General features: G+C 52.4%; 15 protein-coding genes. 3 read left to right on the forward strand and 12 right to left on the reverse strand.

Annotated elements, in window-relative coordinates:
* Positions 1-27 precede the first annotated feature (27 nt).
* From ABWV76_RS08195 to ABWV76_RS08240, 10 genes are all read right to left on the reverse strand, one after another.
* Positions 28-810: a hypothetical protein gene (locus ABWV76_RS08195; RefSeq protein WP_020413603.1), complete on the reverse strand. Its 783-nt coding sequence runs from the start codon at positions 808-810 to the stop codon at positions 28-30.
* Positions 811-977: 167 nt separating this feature from the next.
* Complete coding sequence (locus ABWV76_RS08200) at positions 978-1,691, reverse strand: SapC family protein (protein ID WP_026305104.1); 714 nt, start codon at positions 1,689-1,691, stop codon at positions 978-980.
* A gap of 29 nt (positions 1,692-1,720) precedes the next feature.
* Entirely contained in the window at positions 1,721-2,398 is a 678-nt protein-coding gene (gene tagF, locus ABWV76_RS08205) for a type VI secretion system-associated protein TagF (protein ID WP_020413605.1), read from the reverse strand.
* 16 nt (positions 2,399-2,414) lie between these two features.
* Entirely contained in the window at positions 2,415-5,954 is a 3,540-nt protein-coding gene (gene tssM / locus ABWV76_RS08210) for a type VI secretion system membrane subunit TssM (protein ID WP_353375730.1), read from the reverse strand.
* A 54-nt stretch (positions 5,955-6,008) separates the two neighbouring features.
* Positions 6,009-6,878 carry a type IVB secretion system protein IcmH/DotU gene (gene icmH / locus ABWV76_RS08215; protein WP_353375731.1) on the reverse strand — a complete coding sequence of 290 codons (870 nt, stop codon included), beginning with the start codon at positions 6,876-6,878 and terminating at the stop codon, positions 6,009-6,011.
* A 1-nt stretch (position 6,879) separates the two neighbouring features.
* Complete coding sequence (tssK, locus tag ABWV76_RS08220; RefSeq protein WP_282951870.1) at positions 6,880-8,217, reverse strand: type VI secretion system baseplate subunit TssK; 1,338 nt, start codon at positions 8,215-8,217, stop codon at positions 6,880-6,882.
* A gap of 74 nt (positions 8,218-8,291) precedes the next feature.
* Entirely contained in the window at positions 8,292-8,909 is a 618-nt protein-coding gene (gene tssJ, locus ABWV76_RS08225) for a type VI secretion system lipoprotein TssJ (protein ID WP_245556697.1), read from the reverse strand.
* A gap of 28 nt (positions 8,910-8,937) precedes the next feature.
* Positions 8,938-10,686 carry a type VI secretion system-associated FHA domain protein TagH gene (tagH, locus tag ABWV76_RS08230; protein ID WP_020413610.1) on the reverse strand — a complete coding sequence of 583 codons (1,749 nt, stop codon included), beginning with the start codon at positions 10,684-10,686 and terminating at the stop codon, positions 8,938-8,940.
* Positions 10,687-10,829: 143 nt separating this feature from the next.
* Complete coding sequence (locus ABWV76_RS08235; RefSeq protein ID WP_353375733.1) at positions 10,830-12,326, reverse strand: type VI secretion system contractile sheath domain-containing protein; 1,497 nt, start codon at positions 12,324-12,326, stop codon at positions 10,830-10,832.
* A 75-nt stretch (positions 12,327-12,401) separates the two neighbouring features.
* Positions 12,402-13,121, reverse strand: a complete 720-nt coding sequence (locus ABWV76_RS08240) for a transposase (RefSeq protein ID WP_020413612.1) — start codon at positions 13,119-13,121, stop codon at positions 12,402-12,404.
* A 191-nt stretch (positions 13,122-13,312) separates the two neighbouring features.
* Here ABWV76_RS08240 and ABWV76_RS08245 point away from each other — a divergent pair, with 191 nt between their 5' ends.
* The 3 genes from ABWV76_RS08245 (at position 13,313) to ABWV76_RS08255 (ending at position 18,396) form a co-directional block, all read left to right on the forward strand.
* The gene (locus tag ABWV76_RS08245) at positions 13,313-14,176 is read left to right on the forward strand and encodes a Stp1/IreP family PP2C-type Ser/Thr phosphatase (protein ID WP_020413613.1); all 864 of its coding nucleotides are present in this window, start codon (positions 13,313-13,315) and stop codon (positions 14,174-14,176) included.
* Positions 14,177-14,199: 23 nt separating this feature from the next.
* A complete protein-coding gene (locus ABWV76_RS08250; protein WP_353375734.1) occupies positions 14,200-17,280 on the forward strand; it encodes a DUF6531 domain-containing protein in 3,081 nt (1,026 codons plus the stop codon).
* A gap of 93 nt (positions 17,281-17,373) precedes the next feature.
* Positions 17,374-18,396: a succinylglutamate desuccinylase/aspartoacylase family protein gene (locus tag ABWV76_RS08255; RefSeq protein ID WP_020413615.1), complete on the forward strand. Its 1,023-nt coding sequence runs from the start codon at positions 17,374-17,376 to the stop codon at positions 18,394-18,396.
* A 4-nt stretch (positions 18,397-18,400) separates the two neighbouring features.
* Here ABWV76_RS08255 and ABWV76_RS08260 read toward each other — a convergent pair whose 3' ends face one another.
* A complete protein-coding gene (locus tag ABWV76_RS08260; RefSeq protein ID WP_353375735.1) occupies positions 18,401-19,621 on the reverse strand; it encodes a lytic murein transglycosylase in 1,221 nt (406 codons plus the stop codon).
* Positions 19,622-19,792: 171 nt separating this feature from the next.
* Positions 19,793-20,473 (reverse strand): PAQR family membrane homeostasis protein TrhA, encoded by a 681-nt coding sequence (gene trhA / locus ABWV76_RS08265; RefSeq protein ID WP_020413617.1) that lies wholly within the window; start codon positions 20,471-20,473, stop codon positions 19,793-19,795.
* Positions 20,474-20,496: the final 23 nt, after the last annotated feature.

Raw genomic sequence — 20,496 nt, forward strand, 5'->3', positions numbered from 1 at the left:
TAGTATTTAGGATTTTTTCAGGGGTCATTACACGGTGATTACAGCTGAGCCCTTATTTTCTGCGGTACCTGAATCAGGATGTAATGACTGGAAAGTAGCCACTACCTGAATAAATTCTACTTTGCTCTGTGTAAAGCTTTGCAAATCGGTCCACAAAAACAAGGTATAAAAACTCTGCGAATTCTGAAAAAAAGCGACCAGATACTGCACGGAATCCTGGCCAATATTCGCACTCATCTCGTACAAAAGTCCTGTTTGCCATGAGTGTTCCACCGGATCGGGGCCACTCAACCGCTCTCCGCCAGCAACCTTCTCCAGGCACTGCTTCATCTGCGCTTCACCGTAATCGGCAAGCGTGAGTTCAGCAGGAAGCTCTGAACGGTTCTGCGCCAAAACAATCAGATAGCGATTGGCCTCTACATTTCCAGCCTGAATCACCGCACCAGGATTCAGGTTATCGCATGAACTCCAGCTGCGCGGCGCACTCACAGAAATTCCGGGATCTGTACTGTGCAGTTTACCCAGTACTACTGGCAACTCCGATCCACCACTTTCACTGGATGCTTTAGTGCAGTGCAAAAGCTCAACGTCCAAGTACAATTGAGAGTGCCAACCGGAGTTCCACAATTTGTGCATAAATCGACAGGCTTCCGCCCTATCATCAGTTTTCTTTAATCGTGACCTGGAGCTGGCCATCAGGGCTTTTATTTGACTGAAACTAAATCCAAAATCACTACCCAGTGCCGCAATTGCCCGGCGCCTTTCATAAAGCTTCCTTATTTCCCCTGTAAATACCACCACGTAAGACATACCCTAACCCTAGCTTCCTGCAGCGATTGATAGGTAGGCAACCTCTGGACACACTCCGCATGTCCTGCCAACAAGCGATACCCCCCATAGGGGAGACCATCGATCAATTATTTTCTCAACTCAATCACTCTATTATTAATTGAGTTCCATACTTATGACCCGATAAATCAATGTAGTGAACGAGCGTGATATTTTTTAAACAAGCCACTCAAATTCACTGATTGCTTCAAACTGAAAATATGAGCATAGATATATGCTAAATAACCACGCTTTCGCAAAGTTAAAAAATCCCGCTCATCCAGCTCATTCAGGCGCTTCTCTGATACACAAAACACCCCGGTGAGGTGGTGTTTTGTATTACCCGGCAGGTCGACTAATACAACCTGCTCCTGCAACAGATCCAACTCAGTGAGACAGCGGATAAACTCTTTACCCTGCAACTTCTGCTGATGAATTTTGTACAACAGATTCCTGGCCCCAGCTAAATGCTGAGTTGGCTCGCCGTTTTCCTCAAAAAGTTTGTGGGCTGTCTCACCAGCTTCCGCCGACAATGCCGATGAATCAATACAAATCACCGCACTTTTGGAGTCCACATCCTGATAATGTAAGTAGAAGGGATGGGCTCTCAATACTGCCGGTATATAAGTGCCCTGCCACTTCCCCTCCTGCCAAAACAGATTCTTGCCAGGCTTGATTCCCAACATGGCACAGCTTTCCAGCGCCTGGCCGTCATCGGACTTGGCAAACACAACTGGACAGTCCTGCGCTACCGTATGGAATTCACCAGGGTAAACCGGACAGACATGTCGCTTATCACTATGAGAAATATCCCCCACCAGAACGCTGTGCCTGTGGTGTTTGTTCTTGTCCAATATAATCATTTGTGCCACGCGATATTTCCCTCCACTTCTTACATCGCCACTTGCGGCTGCCTTGCACCCAGCATGGAACAGTAGAACTCAGGACTCGGCAGTGACGGACATAACAGACTGGTCGGAGCCAGATGTTGTGACCCTTCACACCACCACAAGCTGTAGCTGGCAAAGCTCTTTTTACACAACTGTCCTAGCAGCCCCGCATAACTGCTCTCAATACCCGATGCATCACCACTGGATACATAAAAGTCTGATTGAGGTCCGGGCAAAATCGCCGTATATAACCCCGTAGGAACTGGTGCAAAAGCCACAGATAGCTGATCGACATGCAGCATATTTTGCAGAGCGCCGATCGCCAGTTCAGAGAGTCCCTGAAACCAGTCTTTTTCATGCGCCATGAAGGTAAATGCATCGGTAGCTGCGGGCAACGGTGCCGTGATCGTTAGCGGAAAATAACGGCCAACGCTATCCACACTGGGAACCAGGATCCCCGCCCAGGCGCTTTCATCAATCACTCCCTTAGCATGCACAAAGCGCCAGACCGGGCTGGTTAAATAATAATCCAGCCACTCATTGCCCATAATCTCTCGGGAGCCATGTACAACGCGCTGTAGCCATTCATCCCACACACTGACAAAGCTGGCGGGTAACTGGCGTTGGATAAAATCCCCATGTCCCGGCAGCTTGCCAAAAATACCTATAGAGTTTTGCAAATTACTCTCTCTCTGCTCACAGGGTCTCTGGACACCTGTACCCACGCAGCAGGCTGCGATCAAACGGATTGTTTACATTGGAGGCGATCAGCCTGAACTGTGCCTTACGCCCTTCTTCTGAGAAAGTCACCAATCGCTCAGCATTACTGCGGCCAGATTCCACATCAGAACTGGCGAGAAGACGGTACCATGCCCAGTCCCCTTCAAAATGTTTGCGGTGCACAGTTTCATTCAGGTCTTCAAAAATAATCCGCGCCCTGTTGCTCTCACCACCGCGCCAAGTGAGTTTCTTACTGGTCTTGGGCCCATGGGAATAAGGAACCCGTTGGTCTCCCAGCTCCAGCTCAAACAGTCTCACACTGGAATCCAACTTGGTCGGCTCAATGCGAAACGAATAGGATGCGTTCGCTCCTGCAGCGAAGAAGGTCTTGCGGATTTTTTCCGCACGTCGCAACTGTGACAGAGTCTCCTGGGAAAGACTCATGCCTTGTCCCTCCACATATTTCACTTTCCAGTTTCTAGTATCGACAAATGGCTTCAGGTATTCGTCGACAAACTTCTGCTGAATGCCACCCGGTTTGAAGTATTGATTAAATTCCATCACCGGTACTTCCTGGTCGCGGTCACTGCGCAGTGGGTAGCGGTTGGCCAGGGTATTGGCATAACTGAAATAGACCTGCTCCCGCCACACCCGGTTGAGATGGCCTTTTGCCTTGCTCATCACCAGTGCCCAGGTGCCGTCAGCAATATCTGTTAGCCACCTATCAAAGGGAGCTGGCGCATTGGCCGCTTTAACCCTCAGCTGCTTGATAGCGTCACCGCCCCCTGCAAAACGACCCTTGGCGCTAGCAAAAGCGGCCTCATTGGAATCGGGTGCACTATCAATCTCAGTCAGGTACTCCTGAATCTTGTTGATGGTGACAAGGTACTCCTGAATCCTCGCCGGCCTGCCCTTTTCACTTTGGGTAATGCGCTGCACCTCTTCAAAACGCACATCGACAATATTGGGCTTGTAGTGATCCTTAAGGGCACCTGCAGCACTATCCAGCGCAGCGCCCCCGAGCCTGCGAGTAGTGCTGGATACCGGCAGCGGCACGCCTTTAGCATCTACGGGCAGTTCAGGGCGAGGGGTCAGACGAGTGTTATCCGCTGTGATTTCTGTCACGGCCAGTAGTGGTGAATAGATGGGATCAGATAATGTCGAGAGAACCTCCAGAGCCTGGGAGGTACTGTTAAATCTCCGGATACTGAAACCGCCGAGGAAAGACTGCCACTGTTGCAGATATTCACTCAAATAAATACGCTTCACATCCTCGCCAAGTTTCGCGCGATCTGCCTCGGTAAAGTCCTCACCAGTGAGATCGCCACCATAAATCCAGCGCTCCTCGGCCATGTTTGTCATCAGCTGGGAATCGGCCCCGAAGTCCATTTCCTTGTATCCGGCTTTGGTATACAAGAAGGGGATACTGAATCGTGGATCATTAGCTGCTACACCAAAAACCTGCTGGGTATCACCTCCAATCTCCTGATAAAGATCTACCGAGGTCTGACCCAGATCGCTATTTTGTAGCTGGGCGAAAAGACGCTGCGGTACCGGGATACGTCGCAGCTGCTGGCGCGCACGCGCCACTACCCGATCATTCTGCTGGACACTTGCGGGGATCGCTTGGGCTAACAACTGGTCGAGGTGATAGCGCAAATTCTCCTGCTCACCGGCCTCCCCCGGCAACTGTCGCTCCCAGCGTGAATTGTAGTAACCCTCAACACTGGCAATATCGAGCTTGTCCGGGTTAAAGAACATCAAGTAAGTTTTCAGCGTACTGACCAGAGCCGGGTCATCACTGCCCAAGCGGCTGAGGTTACTCTCAATATCGCGCAACAATGCCGGCAGGAAAACAGTTTCCAATTTATGACGGTAGAGCTGGTCTACCGCCTGGTCGATGCGTTTGTCATACAAACCCAGGTTAGATATCCAGGGGTGCTCCTCGCGATCGTACACTGAGGTTGCCCGGCGCAGGGGTTCAAGCATTTTCAAGGTATTTGCTGGCGTGGGCCGTTTACCCTTGAGCTCATCCTCAGCCTGTTGATAGGCAGCCAGGCTGTCATTAACCTCCCCCATAGACAGCTTATTTGACGCAAGGCTGCCACTCCAAAGGAAAATCGAGCCCACGAATACCGCCGCCAGCGTGGCATACACCCCTCTGCGCAGCCACTGATTGGCTGTTTCTACCCTGCGGTTAACGCCAACCAGCTCCGCCTCTGGAAAAATAACATCCTTGAGTAAGCGGTGTAGGAAAAAGCTCTTCCCCGCCCCTTGGAATTTGTGCGCAACACTGCGCTCAAGACCAAAGTCTGCGGTGACCGAAGCCATCATTCTGTCTACCGGGCTACCCTCTTGGGTACCACTGGTAAAGTAAATGCCCCTTACCATTGGCACAGTTTCGTAGCGGTTTGGCTCGAAGGATTGCTTGATAAAGTCGGCCAGAATATCTGCGAGATTTTCCATTCGAGCAGGGAAACCCTGCAATAAAGCGCGCTTCTCTACATTGCGCTCCTGGTGCACCCGCCACAAAACGCGCTGATTCAGGCGCTCTATCAATTGGTTGAATTCCGCCTTGAAGTTATCCAAAGGCGCACCGATCGTAGCATTGGTTTCGCGTGGGAAACTCACGCCCCAAACCTGCTCACGCTCAGCTTGGGACAGGTTATCAAAGAACTCACTAAAGCCCGCCACCAGGTCACACTTGGTGAAGGTGAGATAGATAGGAAAGCGAATGCCCAATTCCTGCTGCAGTTCATTTACGCGTTGGCGAATTGTTTTTGCCTGATGCTGGCGCTGCTCCTCAGTTTGCACCATCAAATCCTGCAAACTGATAGCAACCATGGCGCCGTTGATCGGGCGGCGGCGACGATAGCGCTTCAATAATCCCAGGAAAGCCTTCCATGCACTGTTGTCATATACCCTATGACTATCTTGAGTGGTATAGCGGCCCGCGGTATCTATCAGCACCGCATCATTGGTAAACCACCAATCGCAGTTGCGCGTACCGCCAACCCCACCCAAAGCCTCTTTCCCGTGACTTTGCGCAAGGGGGAACTCCAAGCCGGAATTCACCAGAGCCGTGGTTTTACCACATCCAGGCGGACCAATAATGATGTACCAGGGCAACTGATATAGAGATATCTTACCTTTGTCTGACTTGAAGCGGGCGTTGCGCAACACTTCCATAGCTTCACGGAAACGCCCCGACAGTGCATCCAGTTCCTCGCGGGAGTGCTCCTCATCCGGATCCTGTGCTGCCTCCTGAGACTCTTCAATGCCCTTAATTAATGCCTGATTCTGGCGGCGCTCCACCAACCACTGGCTCAAGTTCCACACCAGCCAGAGGGCGAAAATAAATACGATTATTGTGATACGAATAGTTGGCGAAAGAGTGGCGTTTTCACTGCCAAATTTGATGTAATCCGCCCCAAACCAAATAAGCACAGAGAGTGCTGACAGTCCGATCAGTCCTAGCACCCATTTATTGGTAAAAAAGTCGCGCAAGCGTTTCATGAATAGCTCCATCTCCCCGGGGCTTTGCCGCGCCGGATCGGTTCAGTCCGAGTGTTACCCTTCTTCCCCTTGCGGGGCTTCGCTGTCACTGCCTGTGAGATCTACAACGCGATCAGCTACTGGCGTCGTCGTTTCGTATAGCCACCAGCGATAGCCGCTATAAGTGGCGACCAACAGGCCCAAGGCAACACTCATAACGACCCATAAGGGCACGTAGTGAATCAGGCCTGATTTGCGCTCGACACAGCCCTGCCAGCGGGGGGACAGGTCCCGGTCCATAGCCGGCTTGTGTTGCTCAATCGTTCGGTACAGTTCATCGCGTATCTGTTCGATCTGTTCGTGGCCGCGCTGCACCAATCGGTACTTGCCCTGGAAGCCGAGGCTTAGGCACAAGTAGAAAAGCTCCAGCAGTTCCAGATGGGAGGCCGGCGTTTCGAGCATGCGCTGCAAAATAGCAAAGCATTTTTCTCCACCAAAAGTCTCTTTATGGAACAGACTTAATAACGAGTGCTGGCTCCAGCCACTGGCGGTTCCCCAGGGAGTAGTAAGCACCACTTCATCTACTACAGTACACAGCAGGTAGCGCGCAGTGAGAACCGACTCCGGAGCCAGAGCCAACTGTTTGGCCTCTCGTTCAAACGCCTGGATTTCCTTGGTCAAGCGCTTGTGTAAATCCGGCACATTGGAATGATTCATGGTTGTGCGCAGCTTGATGATCACACCGAGCAATTTGGAGGCGGCAGAAACCAGCGGGTTTAAGCTGTTGCGGATCTGCATATCCACACTGCCACCAGGGCTGGCAAAAAATGCCTGCTGGGACGGCGCTGCCGGCTGCGCCGGGGCTGCCGCACCCGGAGTTGGAATCATTACGGTTCTGTCACCCGCATTGGGTGTCGGCGGTGGAGTAAAGCTTTCATTGCTCATATCAGTTATTCCTTATCGCCCAGAGCTCCATGGTCAGCCCGGGGAACTCCGCTCCGAGATGCACGGCAAAACCGCCAGACCGTAACATCGCCTGCCACAGCTCACCGCTGCGCTCCAACTCAAAATAAGTAAACCCGGCATGATAGGGAATTTGCCGTGGCGCCACAGGCAGTGGGCGCAATTTCAAGCCGGGTAACTGCGCAGAAATCAATTCGCGAATAGCTTCTACCGGTGCCACTTTGGACTGGGTGGGGAAACGGCTGCGCAGCAGGTCACCAGGCATATCCGCTTTCGCGGCCATCACAAAGCTGGCGCCCTTTAGTAGTGAGGGGTCGGTAACTGGCGCGACATAAATACCAAATTTTCTCTGCACCAGCTCCATGGGAATGGCTGTCTGCTCCAGCACGGTAGAGAGCGACTGGCGAAGAGCCGAAAACAGCCCGGCAAAGCTAAGTTGCAGGTTTTCATGCGCATAACTGGGAATATCCGGCGGGCGTTTGGTCGATGAAGTGAAAGTCGATAGCTCACCAGCCAGCTGGAGAAGTTCCACAAACAGACAGTGCGGATGCAAGCGCGGCTGGGCAGTAATCTGTTTCAGTAGTGGCTCGAAACGGTTAATCACTTGCAGTAAAAGGTAATCGGCGATCTCCGCAGAGCCGCTTCTGCCACTATCACTGAGGCGGTGCCCGAGAGCCGAACCACGATGATCGAGTAGCCCCTTAACCTCCTCGATATAGGCTTTAATTACCGCCGAGGTTTCTGTATTTAAAAGCGGTGGAATATAGTCCGCATCCAATTCCACCGGCTTCTCTGGCTGGCGCTCACGTATACGCGCAATACCGATCGCGGCATAGCCGCTCAGGTCATCACTTTCCAGCTTGAGACACACACGCAACTTACCCACCTGGATGCGGGCAGACTCACCAGAAGCAGCGGCGCTGTTACGCGCGTCGAAATTGGCCGTTTGATAGCGCGCCTGGGGAAAATCTTCCTGATCCCGTATGGATTCCTGGCTACCCGGCCGTTTCATCGGCACACAGAGGTAAACCACTTCATCGCGCGTATTGATCGGTACATCCAAAACGTCAGGCAGGTGCTCGTTTTCCGGTGCCAATATCGGGGTACCATCAGGAAAGATAGCGCGTACGCGGGACACGGAAATTTTACCCATAGACAGCGGCTCACTGTCGATGCCCAGCTCAATCACACCCCAGGTATAGGGCCCCAGCGAGGCCGTGCGCGCCTCAACCAACTGTTCAAGATAGCGATCCTGCTGTTGAAAATGCTGAGGGCGTAAAAACATACCCTCGCTCCAGATCACCTTGTTGTTTGCCGACATAAGTCTTCCTTGCAGGGCCCATCTCGCTTCAGGAGGGGCTCAATAAAAGGGGCTGATCAGAAAGGTTTACCGATCTATTTAGATTTTTCCATTTCCTGCAGGCGTTTTTGCATCGCCTCATAATCTTCGCTGGAAATAGTCACAGTATCGCTCTGGCGCTTTCCGGAATCCTGACGAGACAAAGGAGAAACAATTCCGCGACGGCGCTTATTAATATCATCTGGCGTACCGATACGGGTATCGGCCAGGGCTACGCGGTACTCATTTTTCTTGTGATCCGTAATCGGCAAGACCAGCAGAGCGTCGGCCTTTTGATACTGCACAAATTCAGCCAGAAGGCCGATATATTTTACATCTGGAGTCAGCTGCAATTCTTCTATACGCTGCTCTCCGGGTGCAAACTCTTTCAGGATTACGGTATCCAACAAATCCTTGCCCAGCCGCGACTGTGCATTTTCATATAGGTTCAGAAAATCCTCGCGGGCAAACTGACGGTCATCCGCCAGCATAAATACCCGCACCACAACTGGCGAAGCCCGCCCATCATCATCGGGATTGACGTCCTCGCGGATATTTACCGACAACTCCACACTGGTCTCCAGATTCAGGGTACGCCTGGTGGTCTGGCAAGCCGTCAGGGTAATCACTAATATTCCCAGCAAAGTAAAATGCAATAATTTTCTTATCGACACGACCAACTCCCTCTTTTCGATCAATTAATTAATTTTTCAATTGTCTGGCATTTTTCAGCTCAGACAGTTGATTTTCATAAGTCACTGCAAATTCATCGCCAAATAACTTGCGATAACAGGCATCGGGATCGCCAACCAGGTCGCGATACATCGCACTGAAACCTTCCCACTTTTTTGCATTTTTATTGCCAAACATCCCCGAGGTGTTTCCCAGGCGACGCTCGATATTGTCAGGGCTGAAATATTTCAGCATCGCACTGTAACCTGCACGCATTCCGGCGAGCACTGCCACCTGATGATCCGACAAATCATCGAAGCTATCGCGCACAGCCTCTTTAGGTTGCATAAAGGCCCCATTGCCGGCAAACATCGCTTCGAGGGCATCGCGCTCTGTAGCACTGAATTTAAGCGGGTTATTGGCCTCGGTCTGTATCATGGTGCGCTGTACACGCAACTCATTTTTAATGCTGGTACGCGCACGCAGCAGGTCAATCAGGCGCGCAACGGTCTCGCGTACAATCTCCGCCGCCTGCTGATCAGCCAACTGATGTTGGGCTGGGTTTATATTCAGGCCCAGGGTCGAGGCCAACACACCAGCACTAGGGACGGATGGTGGTGCCACCGCTTGTGGTTGTGGTTCGGGCTGCGGTTCGGGCACCTGTGGTTGAGCTTGCGGCTGCTGTAGCTGGGAAAAACTCTGCCCCTGCGCGGCAAAATTGGCCGGGCCGCTCGCCAGCCCCTGAGACGTATCAAAACCTGGAGCACCTTCAACCTGCTGCCCCTGTATCGCCGCAAAGGAATCGGCGAACGGGTTATCTTGTGGAGTTTGCGGAGCTACCTGCGGTTGGACCTGGGCCGGAGGCACCTGGGGTTGAGGAGGCGTGACAGGTGTCTGCGGTTGAGCCATTGGCGCTTGCGGTTGCGCCAACTGAGGCTGCACAGGGGGAGCCTGGAACTGTTGTGGTGGTGTTACCTGCGGCTGTACGGGAGGCATTGGCTCCACAGGCTGTGGCTCTGGAGCGATATGTACTGCATGACGATCCGCTGGTACATGGTCCTGATCACTACCATCTTTCCACCATTCATCGTCCGACCACTGGCTCGAATCATTCTGGCCGGTGGATCCGGGCAGTGATCCCAGGCCGGGAGCCTCTGTGCCAGCAAAAGCCTGTGGCTTGTCAAAAGCAGAAAGTGGATCCAGGGGCCCAGAATCCGCACCGAGAAGGCTATCTCCTGAAGGCGCACTCTGGCTGCCTGAAGTAACATAACCCCACTCACCGGTCTGAGAGATATCACTATTGCTGCCAGCACCAGGTTCCAGCCAGTTATCTAACTGCTTAGCCTCTGCCTGGCTCTGCATCTTTGCCATGGCACTGGCATTAAAAGTTGTGCGATCCGAAGTATCGAGAAAATCTGCGCTGTCCAGCCCCTTGGGCAAGTCACTTTGCGCCTGCGGTTTTCGCAGCGTCACTTTGAGTCGATACTCTCCCACATTAACAATATCCCCCTCTTTAAGCGCTATTTTATTGCCCTTGCCTAAGGGGCTGTCACCATCATTGTGATAGGTGCCATTAGTACTGGTATCTATCAGGAAAAACTGATTCTCACTGAAAGAGATCTGTGCGTGCTTGGAAGAGACGACGCGATCGGGATCAGGTAACACCCAGTAGTTATCTGCAGAGCGACCTAAACTGCCCCCCTCTTTCGTGAACAGTTTTGTATGCTTAAGCATATTGGCCCCTGCGGGATCCGCCAATACCGAGAGAATTAGATCCATGTCTTCCTGACTCACGCTGTTAATAGACTTTGCAATAACACAAGCGGCTTCCGGAAGCCGCCAAGTCACGCAAAATGATCGGGAAAAATCTGCCAGTCATGTCAATTAATCCGGGCTGCCAAAGACAATCCAGTTCATTTCTTTTAGTCCCAGGGGCCTTTCAGGGCCCCACCGGCAAGGGAACTTAATCGGGGCAGAATAATCTGGTCCCGTCCCTGTACAGAGCGCATGGTACTGAGCCCCGCTTGCATAAATCTTGTCGCTCCGCGATCGGTAAGCAAAGCCTCGGCACAGGGCGTAATCCACTGTCCCTGGGGTAGTTTGCGCAAATGCAACGGCAGGCTTTCATAAGTGGCCGATGACGGCGCACGAAGTCTGCCACTTGCGGAGAACCCTTGGCATATAGCCAAAGCCAGCAGATAAACGCTGTTACCCCACAGGTAATACTGGTGCCCTTGCTCGGGAGTCAACTCCTCGAAATCAAAGTGCTCAGTAGTAGATGTTTCGCTGCCAAAAGGCAGACGCAACATAAACCGGGGGGCCGCCAACGCCACATACTCACTCCCGGAGTACTCCCGCACGGCTTGCCAGCTCTCTGCAAAACGTTCACTCAAGGGGTAATACCAATCATCGGGGTCAACGGACCCTGCCAGATTGGGACAGCCCGCCAATTTGGTATCACCACCTAACAACAAAGCACTGCCAGCCGCTTCAGCGATCGTTGAAAGGTCGATCAGCAGATGCAGGTCCCGCTCCTCATCAGTGATATAAAAATCACCTAGAACCAAATTGTATGGGCGACTACCTGATACGGTCTCCCTTTCGACCAGCAATTTGAAGACCTGTGAATTTTCCAGGTCACTCTCCGCACTGGCAAAGTCGGCAAGCAACTCCTCTTTACTAATGTCGATAAGGTACAGCTGTAAATTGGGATGTTCTTCTAAACGCCTGAGTAAAAACTGCAGGCTGAGCCAGCTTGCCTCCAGCTGGCGAAAATCACTGTGATGCATCAACTTGCGCATCACATCCGAAGTAGCTTCAGTAAGTGCATCAAGGTATTCACCCTGGCGAGGGTCGGCACTCTTCTGCACATAGGGCGCAACGATATCCTTAATCAACTGGTCCACTTCGAGGCTATTGCCATTCTCTCTGGCATAGCGCTCGCGACCCGCTGCAAGAATTTCATCAAGAAAGGATTGATCAGCAGAATAGGAGGTAGCCTCAGTAGAAGGCTCACGTAATTCGGGCTTCCACTGCTGAATTTCCTCTGCGGCCTGCTGGAATTGCACTGGGTCGCGCAGGCGCTGCTCCAGCTCAATAAATTTTTTGAATAGCGGCAGGCGGCTGTACAGGTAGTCCGGGTGCAAGTCATCAAAACAGGGAAGAAACAGTGGTTTCTCCATAACCGGCAGCTGTAGGCTCACCCCCAGGTCGGCGAATACGCCTTCAAAAGTGTCACGGTTTAACAAGTAAACACGGCGCTCGGCAATAGTATCCGGCTCACACTGGCGACGGCTGGCTCGCCCACTAAAATCGCCGATAATTGCGACCTTCAGATTATCAGTGCCCAAATCCATATTTCTTCCTTTTTTATTGTCGCCGGGAATTTCAAATCCCGTCGCTATGGTGGCTCTACTCACTTTTTAAGATTCCAATGGCGGCAAAAACTACGCAGCGATTAGCGCTACTTCCCTGTACCCATCATGCGTTTTTATTTATTCGGTTTCTATAGCTTCTTTTTCGATTTTTTTTGTCTTTCTGGGACGACCTCGCTTTAATGGCCGTACTCGCTGATTCGCAATTTGTTCAATTTTCTCTTTAAACGCATCGCCACCCAATACATGCCCTAATTTAATGGTTTCTGCAATGTAATCGAGCAGACGTCTATCAAAGCTGTAACGGAAAAGTTTTCTGTATGCCTGAGCACGCTCCTGAGCACTTTCTCCCAGGGCGGTGTATAAATGGTGATCCTTAATCAAATGGTCATGTTTATCGTTCACATGATGATTAAAACTCGACCATTGGTAGTTCCCAAGGGAGTCCGCCAATCCCAGATAGAGAGGGCGCAACTCGACATACCTGTAACAGGTCAGCAGGTAGGCATCGGAGTCAATCAGGCTTGATTTATAGCGCCCTCTCCAGAGGGTACCGGAGCGTTTGTAACGGTGATTTACAAACTGGACATAGCGACGCCCCAGGGACTGCATCATTGAGGATATTCCATCGGGAATCCGTGGCGACGCAATAATCTGGATCATATTGGGTAACAAAACGTATGCGTGAACATCTACGCTGTACTGGTCAGCGGCATTACGCAAACTAATCAAATAATATTGATAATCTTCCTCATCAAAGAAACAAGGCAGGTTATTGTGACCAACCTGCACTATGTGCTGGGGAATATTTATCAGATTGAGCCTAGGCAAACGGGGCATTTTGCCAGCGAATCCTTATTAAACAGGCGCAGTGCCTTTTCTAGTGATGATTAAAGGTTTTATTATCGCAAACCAAGGAAAAAAATTTCAAACTTAGTCTGCGGCCAAGTTAACATAAGAACTGGTTATTCGGTTGTAATAATGTTACGCCGCATTTTATTGCTATTTAATAAAGGGGAGTTGCACCAGACATGGATCAGATAAGTCTGGCGGTCAACGGGCGCACTGACATCGGTCAAGTTCGCGAGGAAAATGAAGATAGCATCCGCTGGCATGCTAGCGCGGATAAACCCTTCGCCTACATGGTCGTAGCCGACGGTATGGGAGGCTATACGGGCGGTGCCACAGCAAGCAAAATCGCGGCTGAGACCATTCAATCCCACCTGGACAATCTGCTTGAACACACCTTTATTTCCTGCACACCTGAACAGCAACAACTGATTTTACGCGCGACCCTGATTGATGCCATCAACAATGCCAATAGTGCGCTTCTGAATACCAAAAATATGAACCCCCAATTTTCCAAAATGGGAACAACTATTGTTGTTGCAGTTATGTGGCGCGACTTCCTGATCGTTGCCCATATAGGGGATTCAAGGGCGTATTTATGGAACAACTACGGGTTACAGCGCCTTACACGAGATCACAGCGTGGTACAGGAAATGGTCGATAGTGGTCAAATGACCCCGGAACAGGCCAAGCAGTCCAATGTGCGCAATCATATTACCCGCGCCCTGGGTATCTCCAGCAGTGTGGAAGCAGAAATTAACAGTTGGAAACTGACTGAAAACGCGCTGCTGCTTGTATGTAGTGATGGCCTAACTGAATATCTGGACGACCATGCAATCGAGCGGGTCCTTGCCACTCATCGTCCCGCTCTGGAATGCGTATACCGCTTTATCGACGATGCCAACAGACTGGGGGGACGAGACAATATCAGTGCAGGCATCCTCGAATACTCCTCCCAATCTATGCCACAGATGCTCGCACAAGAGCAGAGTGTGACTCAAAGACCGCAGTCACCTGATGTGACTATCCGTAAATCACAACGCTAAACCTGTTTGCCGGAAGCTGAAGCATGACACCGGAACGTCTCACCCAGCTAGTACCCAACCTGTTCAAAACCCTAAGCCCTCCCCCTGTTACTTTCTCACAGGGGGATCCGGCCGCGGCTTGCCTATGGCTGGCTGAAATTCAGAACTTACTTTCACCAACCGATACTACCGATCATATCCACCCGTTGTGGCCACAGGCTCCTGACGTATCAGTTAATACCTACACCCTCGCCTCAGCACCAGCGGGGCAATTACTTCCCGGTATCGGCGATGGCCCGACAAGCCTGATCAATATTCCCGGAGTCAATCCCCTTGACATCTGTATCCCGCCAATGCAGCGCAGCCTGCGCATTGAGGGCTGGGTTAACGGGGCAAGTGGCGAGCTGGCTTTCGAAAGCATTGACTTAGCACTACCGGGCCCACTGCCCTTCCAATGGAAACGCTACTATCGCTCCTCAATTAGCGACGACTGTGGCATCGGCGCCGGCTGGCGCCACTCCCTTAGCGAAAAACTGTCAGTACAGGGCAATACCGTCGAATTACACACTGCGGAGGGGCGTAGGGTCCACTTTCAACTGCCCGCGATTGGCCACGGTTGTTACAACCGTTTTGAGCGCCTGCTGCTGTTTCGCCAGAGCCTGCATAGCTATCGCCTCACGGCATTTAGCGAGCCTCACAAAATTTTTCGTGCCGACGGGGTCAACAGCGCCCTGCCTCTTACCGAAATCCGGGATCAGTTTGGCAATGCCCTGACCATCGACTACAGCGAGGGACTGCCCAGGAAAATTGTAAGCTCCTGGGGGCGGGTACTGGAATTCTACAGCCACGGTGGTCGCATTAGCAGGCTGCTCAACATCCACGCCCCTGAAGAGCAACAAACTTTGTGTGCTTACGATTTTCACGGTGGGCTGCTCACTGGTGTTTCCCGGGGTCGCGAGAGGGAACACTACAGTTACCATGATCTCTCTCTGGTTGAGGCGCACAGCAGCCGAAATGGCAGTACCCAGTTTGAGTACGACCACCAGGGCCGCTGCCATAAGTTGAGAAGAGAGGAGACAGAGACCCTCCTCAGCTGGCAGCAGACGCACAATACCTGCCTTGTAGAAACCATCGACAGGGAATCACAGCAGCTTCGCTTTGATCGCTTCGGCCAACTGATTCATGAAGTCCAGGGCCAGCGCCAGTGCAGTTGGCTCTATGACACCTACGGCAATCTCTGCCAACATATCGGAGCAGATGGGCTGAACACCTTCCTCCGCTACGATGAATTGGGACGAATCCGACGCAGCACTTGCGCAGGCACCAGCAATCGTTATCAATACGATGAGAACGGCTTCCCCGAAGGCATACTACTCAATGGGGACCAGCCATGGCTGTATCGCTTTAGTGATAAAGGCCGGCCGCTGACAATCGTCGACCCAGGAAAACAGGAGTGGAAATTCCTCTACAGCGATCGCGGGCAGTTGACGCAGATCGTCGACCCTGAGGGCGGCCGGGTGGACTTCACCTGGGATGGGCAGGGTCAGCTGCAAACCGTACGCTACGGGGATAAAGTTTGGGGGTTTGAGTACGATCACTGGCAGCGAATGAGTGCACTGGTTGTCAATGAGGACACTTGGTGCGAATGGCGCTATGGTCCGGAAGGTGAATTGCGTGAGTCCCGAATTGGCATGCACCAATATGGCCTGGATTACTCAGAGCGGGGACTACCCTACGCAATTCACGCCGGCAACAGCCAGAGCCTGCACTGCGAATACGATAGTGCCGGCAATATATGCCAGATCCAATTTGCCGATGGCAACAGCTGGGAACTGCACTGCAATGCCCACGGCCAGTTAACCCAGTTGGATACTGCTAAAGGGAGCTACCGCTGGCACTACGACCCCGTCGGCCAGTTAGTCTCATTTCACACACCGGATAAACGCCAATTGCGCTGGCACTACAATACTGATGGCAGCATCAGCGAATACTGCGACAACGACTGCCGCTGGTATTTTAATTACAATGAAAATGGCTCCATTGCCGGAATCCGAAACAACAACGGCCAGAGCAGTGAATTTCATTACGATGCGCACCAGCGCCTGATCCAGGCCAACAATTTACACTCTTCCGTGCGTTTTAAATACGACCAGCGCAACCGGGTGATCGCCGAGAACCACGACAGCAGCGACGTTCGCGATTTCAGCCTGAGATATCAGTACGACTCACGCGGATGGCTGAAAAGTGCCAGCTCCGATAATCTCGATCTAGCCTATACCCTGACACCTTGCGGTTCCCTGTACGGTATTGACGCCAATGGTGAGCCAATCCTCCGCACTGAAATAGACGGACAAAACCATATACATGTCCAGGGGAATATTCGCAGCACCTATAAATTTGACGCAGGCCGGCTAGCAGCCCTGGACAGTGGCCTCGCCTTAACCTGGCAATTTGATCGACAAGCGCCGCTGCAACTCACGACGCCTATTCGCCAGGCTGGATTCGCCCAGGCACATATCGAGCGAGATCAACGCGGCAATATCACCATTGAGCGGGAGATTCCCGGGCGCAAGGACTACCAATACCAGTACGATGGCTGGGGTCTGATGAGTACCGCAGAGTGTGGTGAGTTCAAAACCTATTTCCGCTATGACCCGTTTGGGCGCCGTCTGAGTAAAACCTGTACCCATCGCAAGTCGACACGCCAACGCCGTGTGACTACCAGCTGGAGCGGTCTTGGCATCTGGGCGGAAGCACACCAGATTGATGGAAAATCACGCGGTATCGGACACTGGATACAACACCCCTTGAGCGGCTCACTTCTCTGCCACTGGAGTTCAGGTACCAGCGAGCACTATTTGACCGATCCGGAGGGCAAGCCCCTGGCCATCTTTGAGTCGCAGGGCTCGATACAATGGTCCCGCGGCAGCGAGGCCGGAGTTACTGCCAACCGCGGCTTTGGCCAGGAACCCAGCCCCTGGCGTGGTGCCAACCTCATTGCCGATATCGAAACCGGCCTCTGGTACCATACCTCAGGATATTGGAACCCGGCGCTGAATATTTGGTTGAATGGCACCCAGGTTTTTGCTCGCTCGACACCCGACTCTTCTCTGGCCAAACTTTAAGGTCAGTGGCCTGATACAACCTATCGGGAAGACTCCACAGGGCTTCCCCTTCTGCCCTCTACAATCAATTAAGTCCAATAGAGTGGCTGAGATATGCGAGATTCCCCGGACTTTGAAATCGGCGGTATTGAAGTGGCCAGGGGGGAGTCCCGTCGTATAAACCTGCCAGTGGTTAGCCTGTATACCAATACGGATATGGCAATCCCTGTCTATGTACAGCGCGGCAAGCGGACCGGCCCTACAATTTTTGTCTGTGCGGCGGTACACGGAGATGAACTTAATGGCATCGAGATAATCAGCCGCCTGATTCAGAGCCGCGGCCTCAAGTCCCTGCGTGGCACTCTGATTGCTGTTCCCATGGTCAATGTCTACGGCGTGCTTCAACACACTCGCTACTTACCCGATCGGCGCGACCTGAACCGATCTTTCCCCGGCTCAGCCAAGGGCTCCCTGGCCGCTCGTATGGCCTATGTATTCCTGCGGGAGATAGTGGCCAAATGTGATTACGGCATCGACCTTCACACCGGCGCTGCGCACCGCAGCAACTTACCTCAGGTCCGCGCCAACCTGGACGATACCGACACTCGTGCCATGGCCAGAGCTTTTGGTGTACCGGTACTGCTCAACGCCTCCATCCGCGATGGTTCCCTGCGCCAGGCCGCCGCCGATCTTGGAGTAAGAATCCTGCTTTATGAAGCGGGCGAAGCGCTGCGTTTTGATGAATTGTGTATTCGCGCAGGGGTCAAGGGCGTAATCAACGTAATGCGGCACCTGGAAATGCTGCCAAAAGGCCGCAGTGGCAATTCGATAGAGCCGTTTATTGCCCGTAGCAGCGGTTGGCTGCGTGCTGGAGATAGTGGTATCGCAAAACATATCAAGGCTCTGGGGGATCACATATACGAGGGCGAATTACTAGCCACTATTACCGACCCTTACGGCAAGGAACTCGACCAGGTGCGATCTAACGGGGAGGGGATCATTATTGGCAAGCAGAACATTCCCCTGGTGCTCGAGGGCGAGGCGATGTATCACATCGCCTATTTCCGCAAGCCACAGGAAGTAGTTGAAAACCTCGAATTGCTTCAGGACAGCCTGCTGCCAGACGAAAATTTCTAGGGCGCTATTGCTGCTGTAATAACTCCAGTACTTCCTTACTGGGAAACCCTTTCACTTCGACACCAGCACGTTTTTCAAACTCCCGAATAGCCTTGCGCGTGCCAGGGCCGGCCTTACCATCGACTTCACCTGTATAAAACCCCTTCTGTTTCAGCAACTTCTGTAACTCTTCCACCTGGCTGCCATCGAGTGGGGTAAAGGGTCGATTCCAGTCCTTTACCAGAGGTGGTGCGCCACCGATGCGATCCGCCAAAAGGCCAATAGCGGTCGCATAACGATCGGAGTTGTTGTAGCGCTTCAGTACAAAGAAGTTTTTGAAAACCAGAAAGGCGGGACCGTTACGTCCATCCGGCAGCTTCAGCTCTGCCACAGCTTTCTTATTTGGGAATGATTCACCATTGGCGCGTTTGACCCCGAGCTTTTCCCACTCTGCTACAGTCAACTTACCTCCCGGCATCTTGCGCGAAGGTATAGTGACCTCATAGCCCCAGGGCTTGTCCTTTTGCCACCCATTGCTCGACAGCAGGTTGGCCGCTGTAGCCAGTGCATCTGGCACCGAATTCCAGATATCACGTTTGCCATCGCCATCGATATCTACCGCATAGGCTTGATAACTGGTGGGGATAAACTGGGTGTGCCCCATGGCCCCGGCCCAGGACCCCAACAGGTGCTGCCCCTCGACATCCCCGGCCTGTAATATCTTCAAAGCCGCGAGTAACTGCTGGCGACCAAACTTCTTGCGCTGAGGGTCTGCGTAGGCAAGGGTAGCCAGGGACCGGACCACACTACGCATGACTTTGTCATTACCGAGGATGCCACCAAAACTCGACTCCACCGACCAGATCGCCAAAAGGATATCTGGGTCAACTCCAAAGCGCTTTTGGATCTTGTCGAGCCAGGGCTTCATCTTCTCTTTTTCCTGCTTACCCCGCTCTATAGCTCGTTTCTGTACCCTGTTGTCGAAATACTGCCATACCGGTGCCTTGAATTCGGGCTGGTAGCTGGCACGATCCAATACCCACTGGTCAGGAGAGGTTATGCCCTTAAATGCCTGATCATAAACCTGGGGGGAAATACCATTCTTTATCGCCGTCTGGCGAAAGTCCCGAACCCATTTCTCAAAGGCCGGGTCCGGCTTATCTGCTGAGTGAACACCTAGCGATATCAGCGCCAGGTATAGGGCGAGAAAATAGGAAAGCGTGGGGAACCTGGACAATCTGGGCATGAGAGTACCTTTGACACAACTTTTTGCTCGCTCAAGGTTAGGACGAGCCTCCCTTTTCCGAAAGGCGGATTTATCAAATGGTGTCATCCGCCCGACCAGTCATCAATGTTGACAGATAAACCTGCGGGAAAGTTCTGCTTGTGTCACAGCCCTGTTGTCAGGGCCACAAAACTATGGGATTACATAGAAAAGAACTGCAAAGAAGTGCAAGATCCCTCCTGCCAGTACAAACAAGTGCCAGATCGCATGATGGAAACGCAGACTGCGCCACAGGTAGAAAGCGATACCACCCGTATAACAGAGCCCGCCCAAAACCAGCAGCCACAAACCACCAGTCTCAAGACTATTCGCCAGTGGCTTGATTGCAGCGATAACTACCCAGCCCATTAAGGCGCTTAAAGTGATAGACAGGGCGCGAATTTTTTTCAGCGGGGTGAACTGAATTATCAACCCGAGCAGTGCCAGTCCCCAGATAATCCCAAATAACCACCAACCCCATGGACCGCGGAGAGTCACCAGGGTGAACGGCGTATAAGTCCCCGCTATTAAAAGGAAAATTGAGGAGTGATCCAGGGTACGCAAGATCGCCTTGGCACCGATATGACTGACAGCATGGTACAGAGTCGAGGCAAGGAAGCAGAGAATCAGTGTAGAGGCGTAAACGCTGGAGCTGACGATATGCCAAGCATCACCGCGCAATGCGGCGAAACCTGTGAGAACACCCAGGCCGGCGATAGCCAGTAGGGCCCCGACACCGTGAGTAACGCTATTGGCAATCTCTTCTGCGAAGCTATAGCGGCTGGCAACGGAAACGGTCGAAGTCATAAATTGGCCCGGCTGAATTCTGGTCATAAGCACATCAACGGCACTCGACC

Source organism: Microbulbifer sp. NBRC 101763, assembly GCF_040371615.1.
Classification (GTDB): Bacteria; Pseudomonadota; Gammaproteobacteria; order Pseudomonadales; family Cellvibrionaceae; genus Microbulbifer; species Microbulbifer variabilis.

Excerpts from the sequence above, each read along its gene's own strand:
- ABWV76_RS08195 (WP_020413603.1), bottom strand. The coding sequence starts at position 810 with ATGTCTTACGTGGTGGTATTTACAGGGGAAATAAGGAAGCTTTATGAA.
- trhA (WP_020413617.1), bottom strand. The coding sequence starts at position 20,473 with ATGACCAGAATTCAGCCGGGCCAATTTATGACTTCGACCGTTTCCGTT.
- icmH (WP_353375731.1), bottom strand. The coding sequence starts at position 6,878 with ATGAGCAATGAAAGCTTTACTCCACCGCCGACACCCAATGCGGGTGAC.
- tssK (WP_282951870.1), bottom strand. The coding sequence starts at position 8,217 with ATGTCGGCAAACAACAAGGTGATCTGGAGCGAGGGTATGTTTTTACGC.
- ABWV76_RS08250 (WP_353375734.1), top strand. The coding sequence starts at position 14,200 with ATGACACCGGAACGTCTCACCCAGCTAGTACCCAACCTGTTCAAAACC.
- ABWV76_RS08240 (WP_020413612.1), bottom strand. The coding sequence starts at position 13,121 with ATGCCCCGTTTGCCTAGGCTCAATCTGATAAATATTCCCCAGCACATA.
- tagH (WP_020413610.1), bottom strand. The coding sequence starts at position 10,686 with ATGGATCTAATTCTCTCGGTATTGGCGGATCCCGCAGGGGCCAATATG.
- ABWV76_RS08255 (WP_020413615.1), top strand. The coding sequence starts at position 17,374 with ATGCGAGATTCCCCGGACTTTGAAATCGGCGGTATTGAAGTGGCCAGG.
- ABWV76_RS08200 (WP_026305104.1), bottom strand. The coding sequence starts at position 1,691 with ATGATTATATTGGACAAGAACAAACACCACAGGCACAGCGTTCTGGTG.
- ABWV76_RS08245 (WP_020413613.1), top strand. The coding sequence starts at position 13,313 with ATGGATCAGATAAGTCTGGCGGTCAACGGGCGCACTGACATCGGTCAA.
- ABWV76_RS08260 (WP_353375735.1), bottom strand. The coding sequence starts at position 19,621 with ATGCCCAGATTGTCCAGGTTCCCCACGCTTTCCTATTTTCTCGCCCTA.
- tssM (WP_353375730.1), bottom strand. The coding sequence starts at position 5,954 with ATGAAACGCTTGCGCGACTTTTTTACCAATAAATGGGTGCTAGGACTG.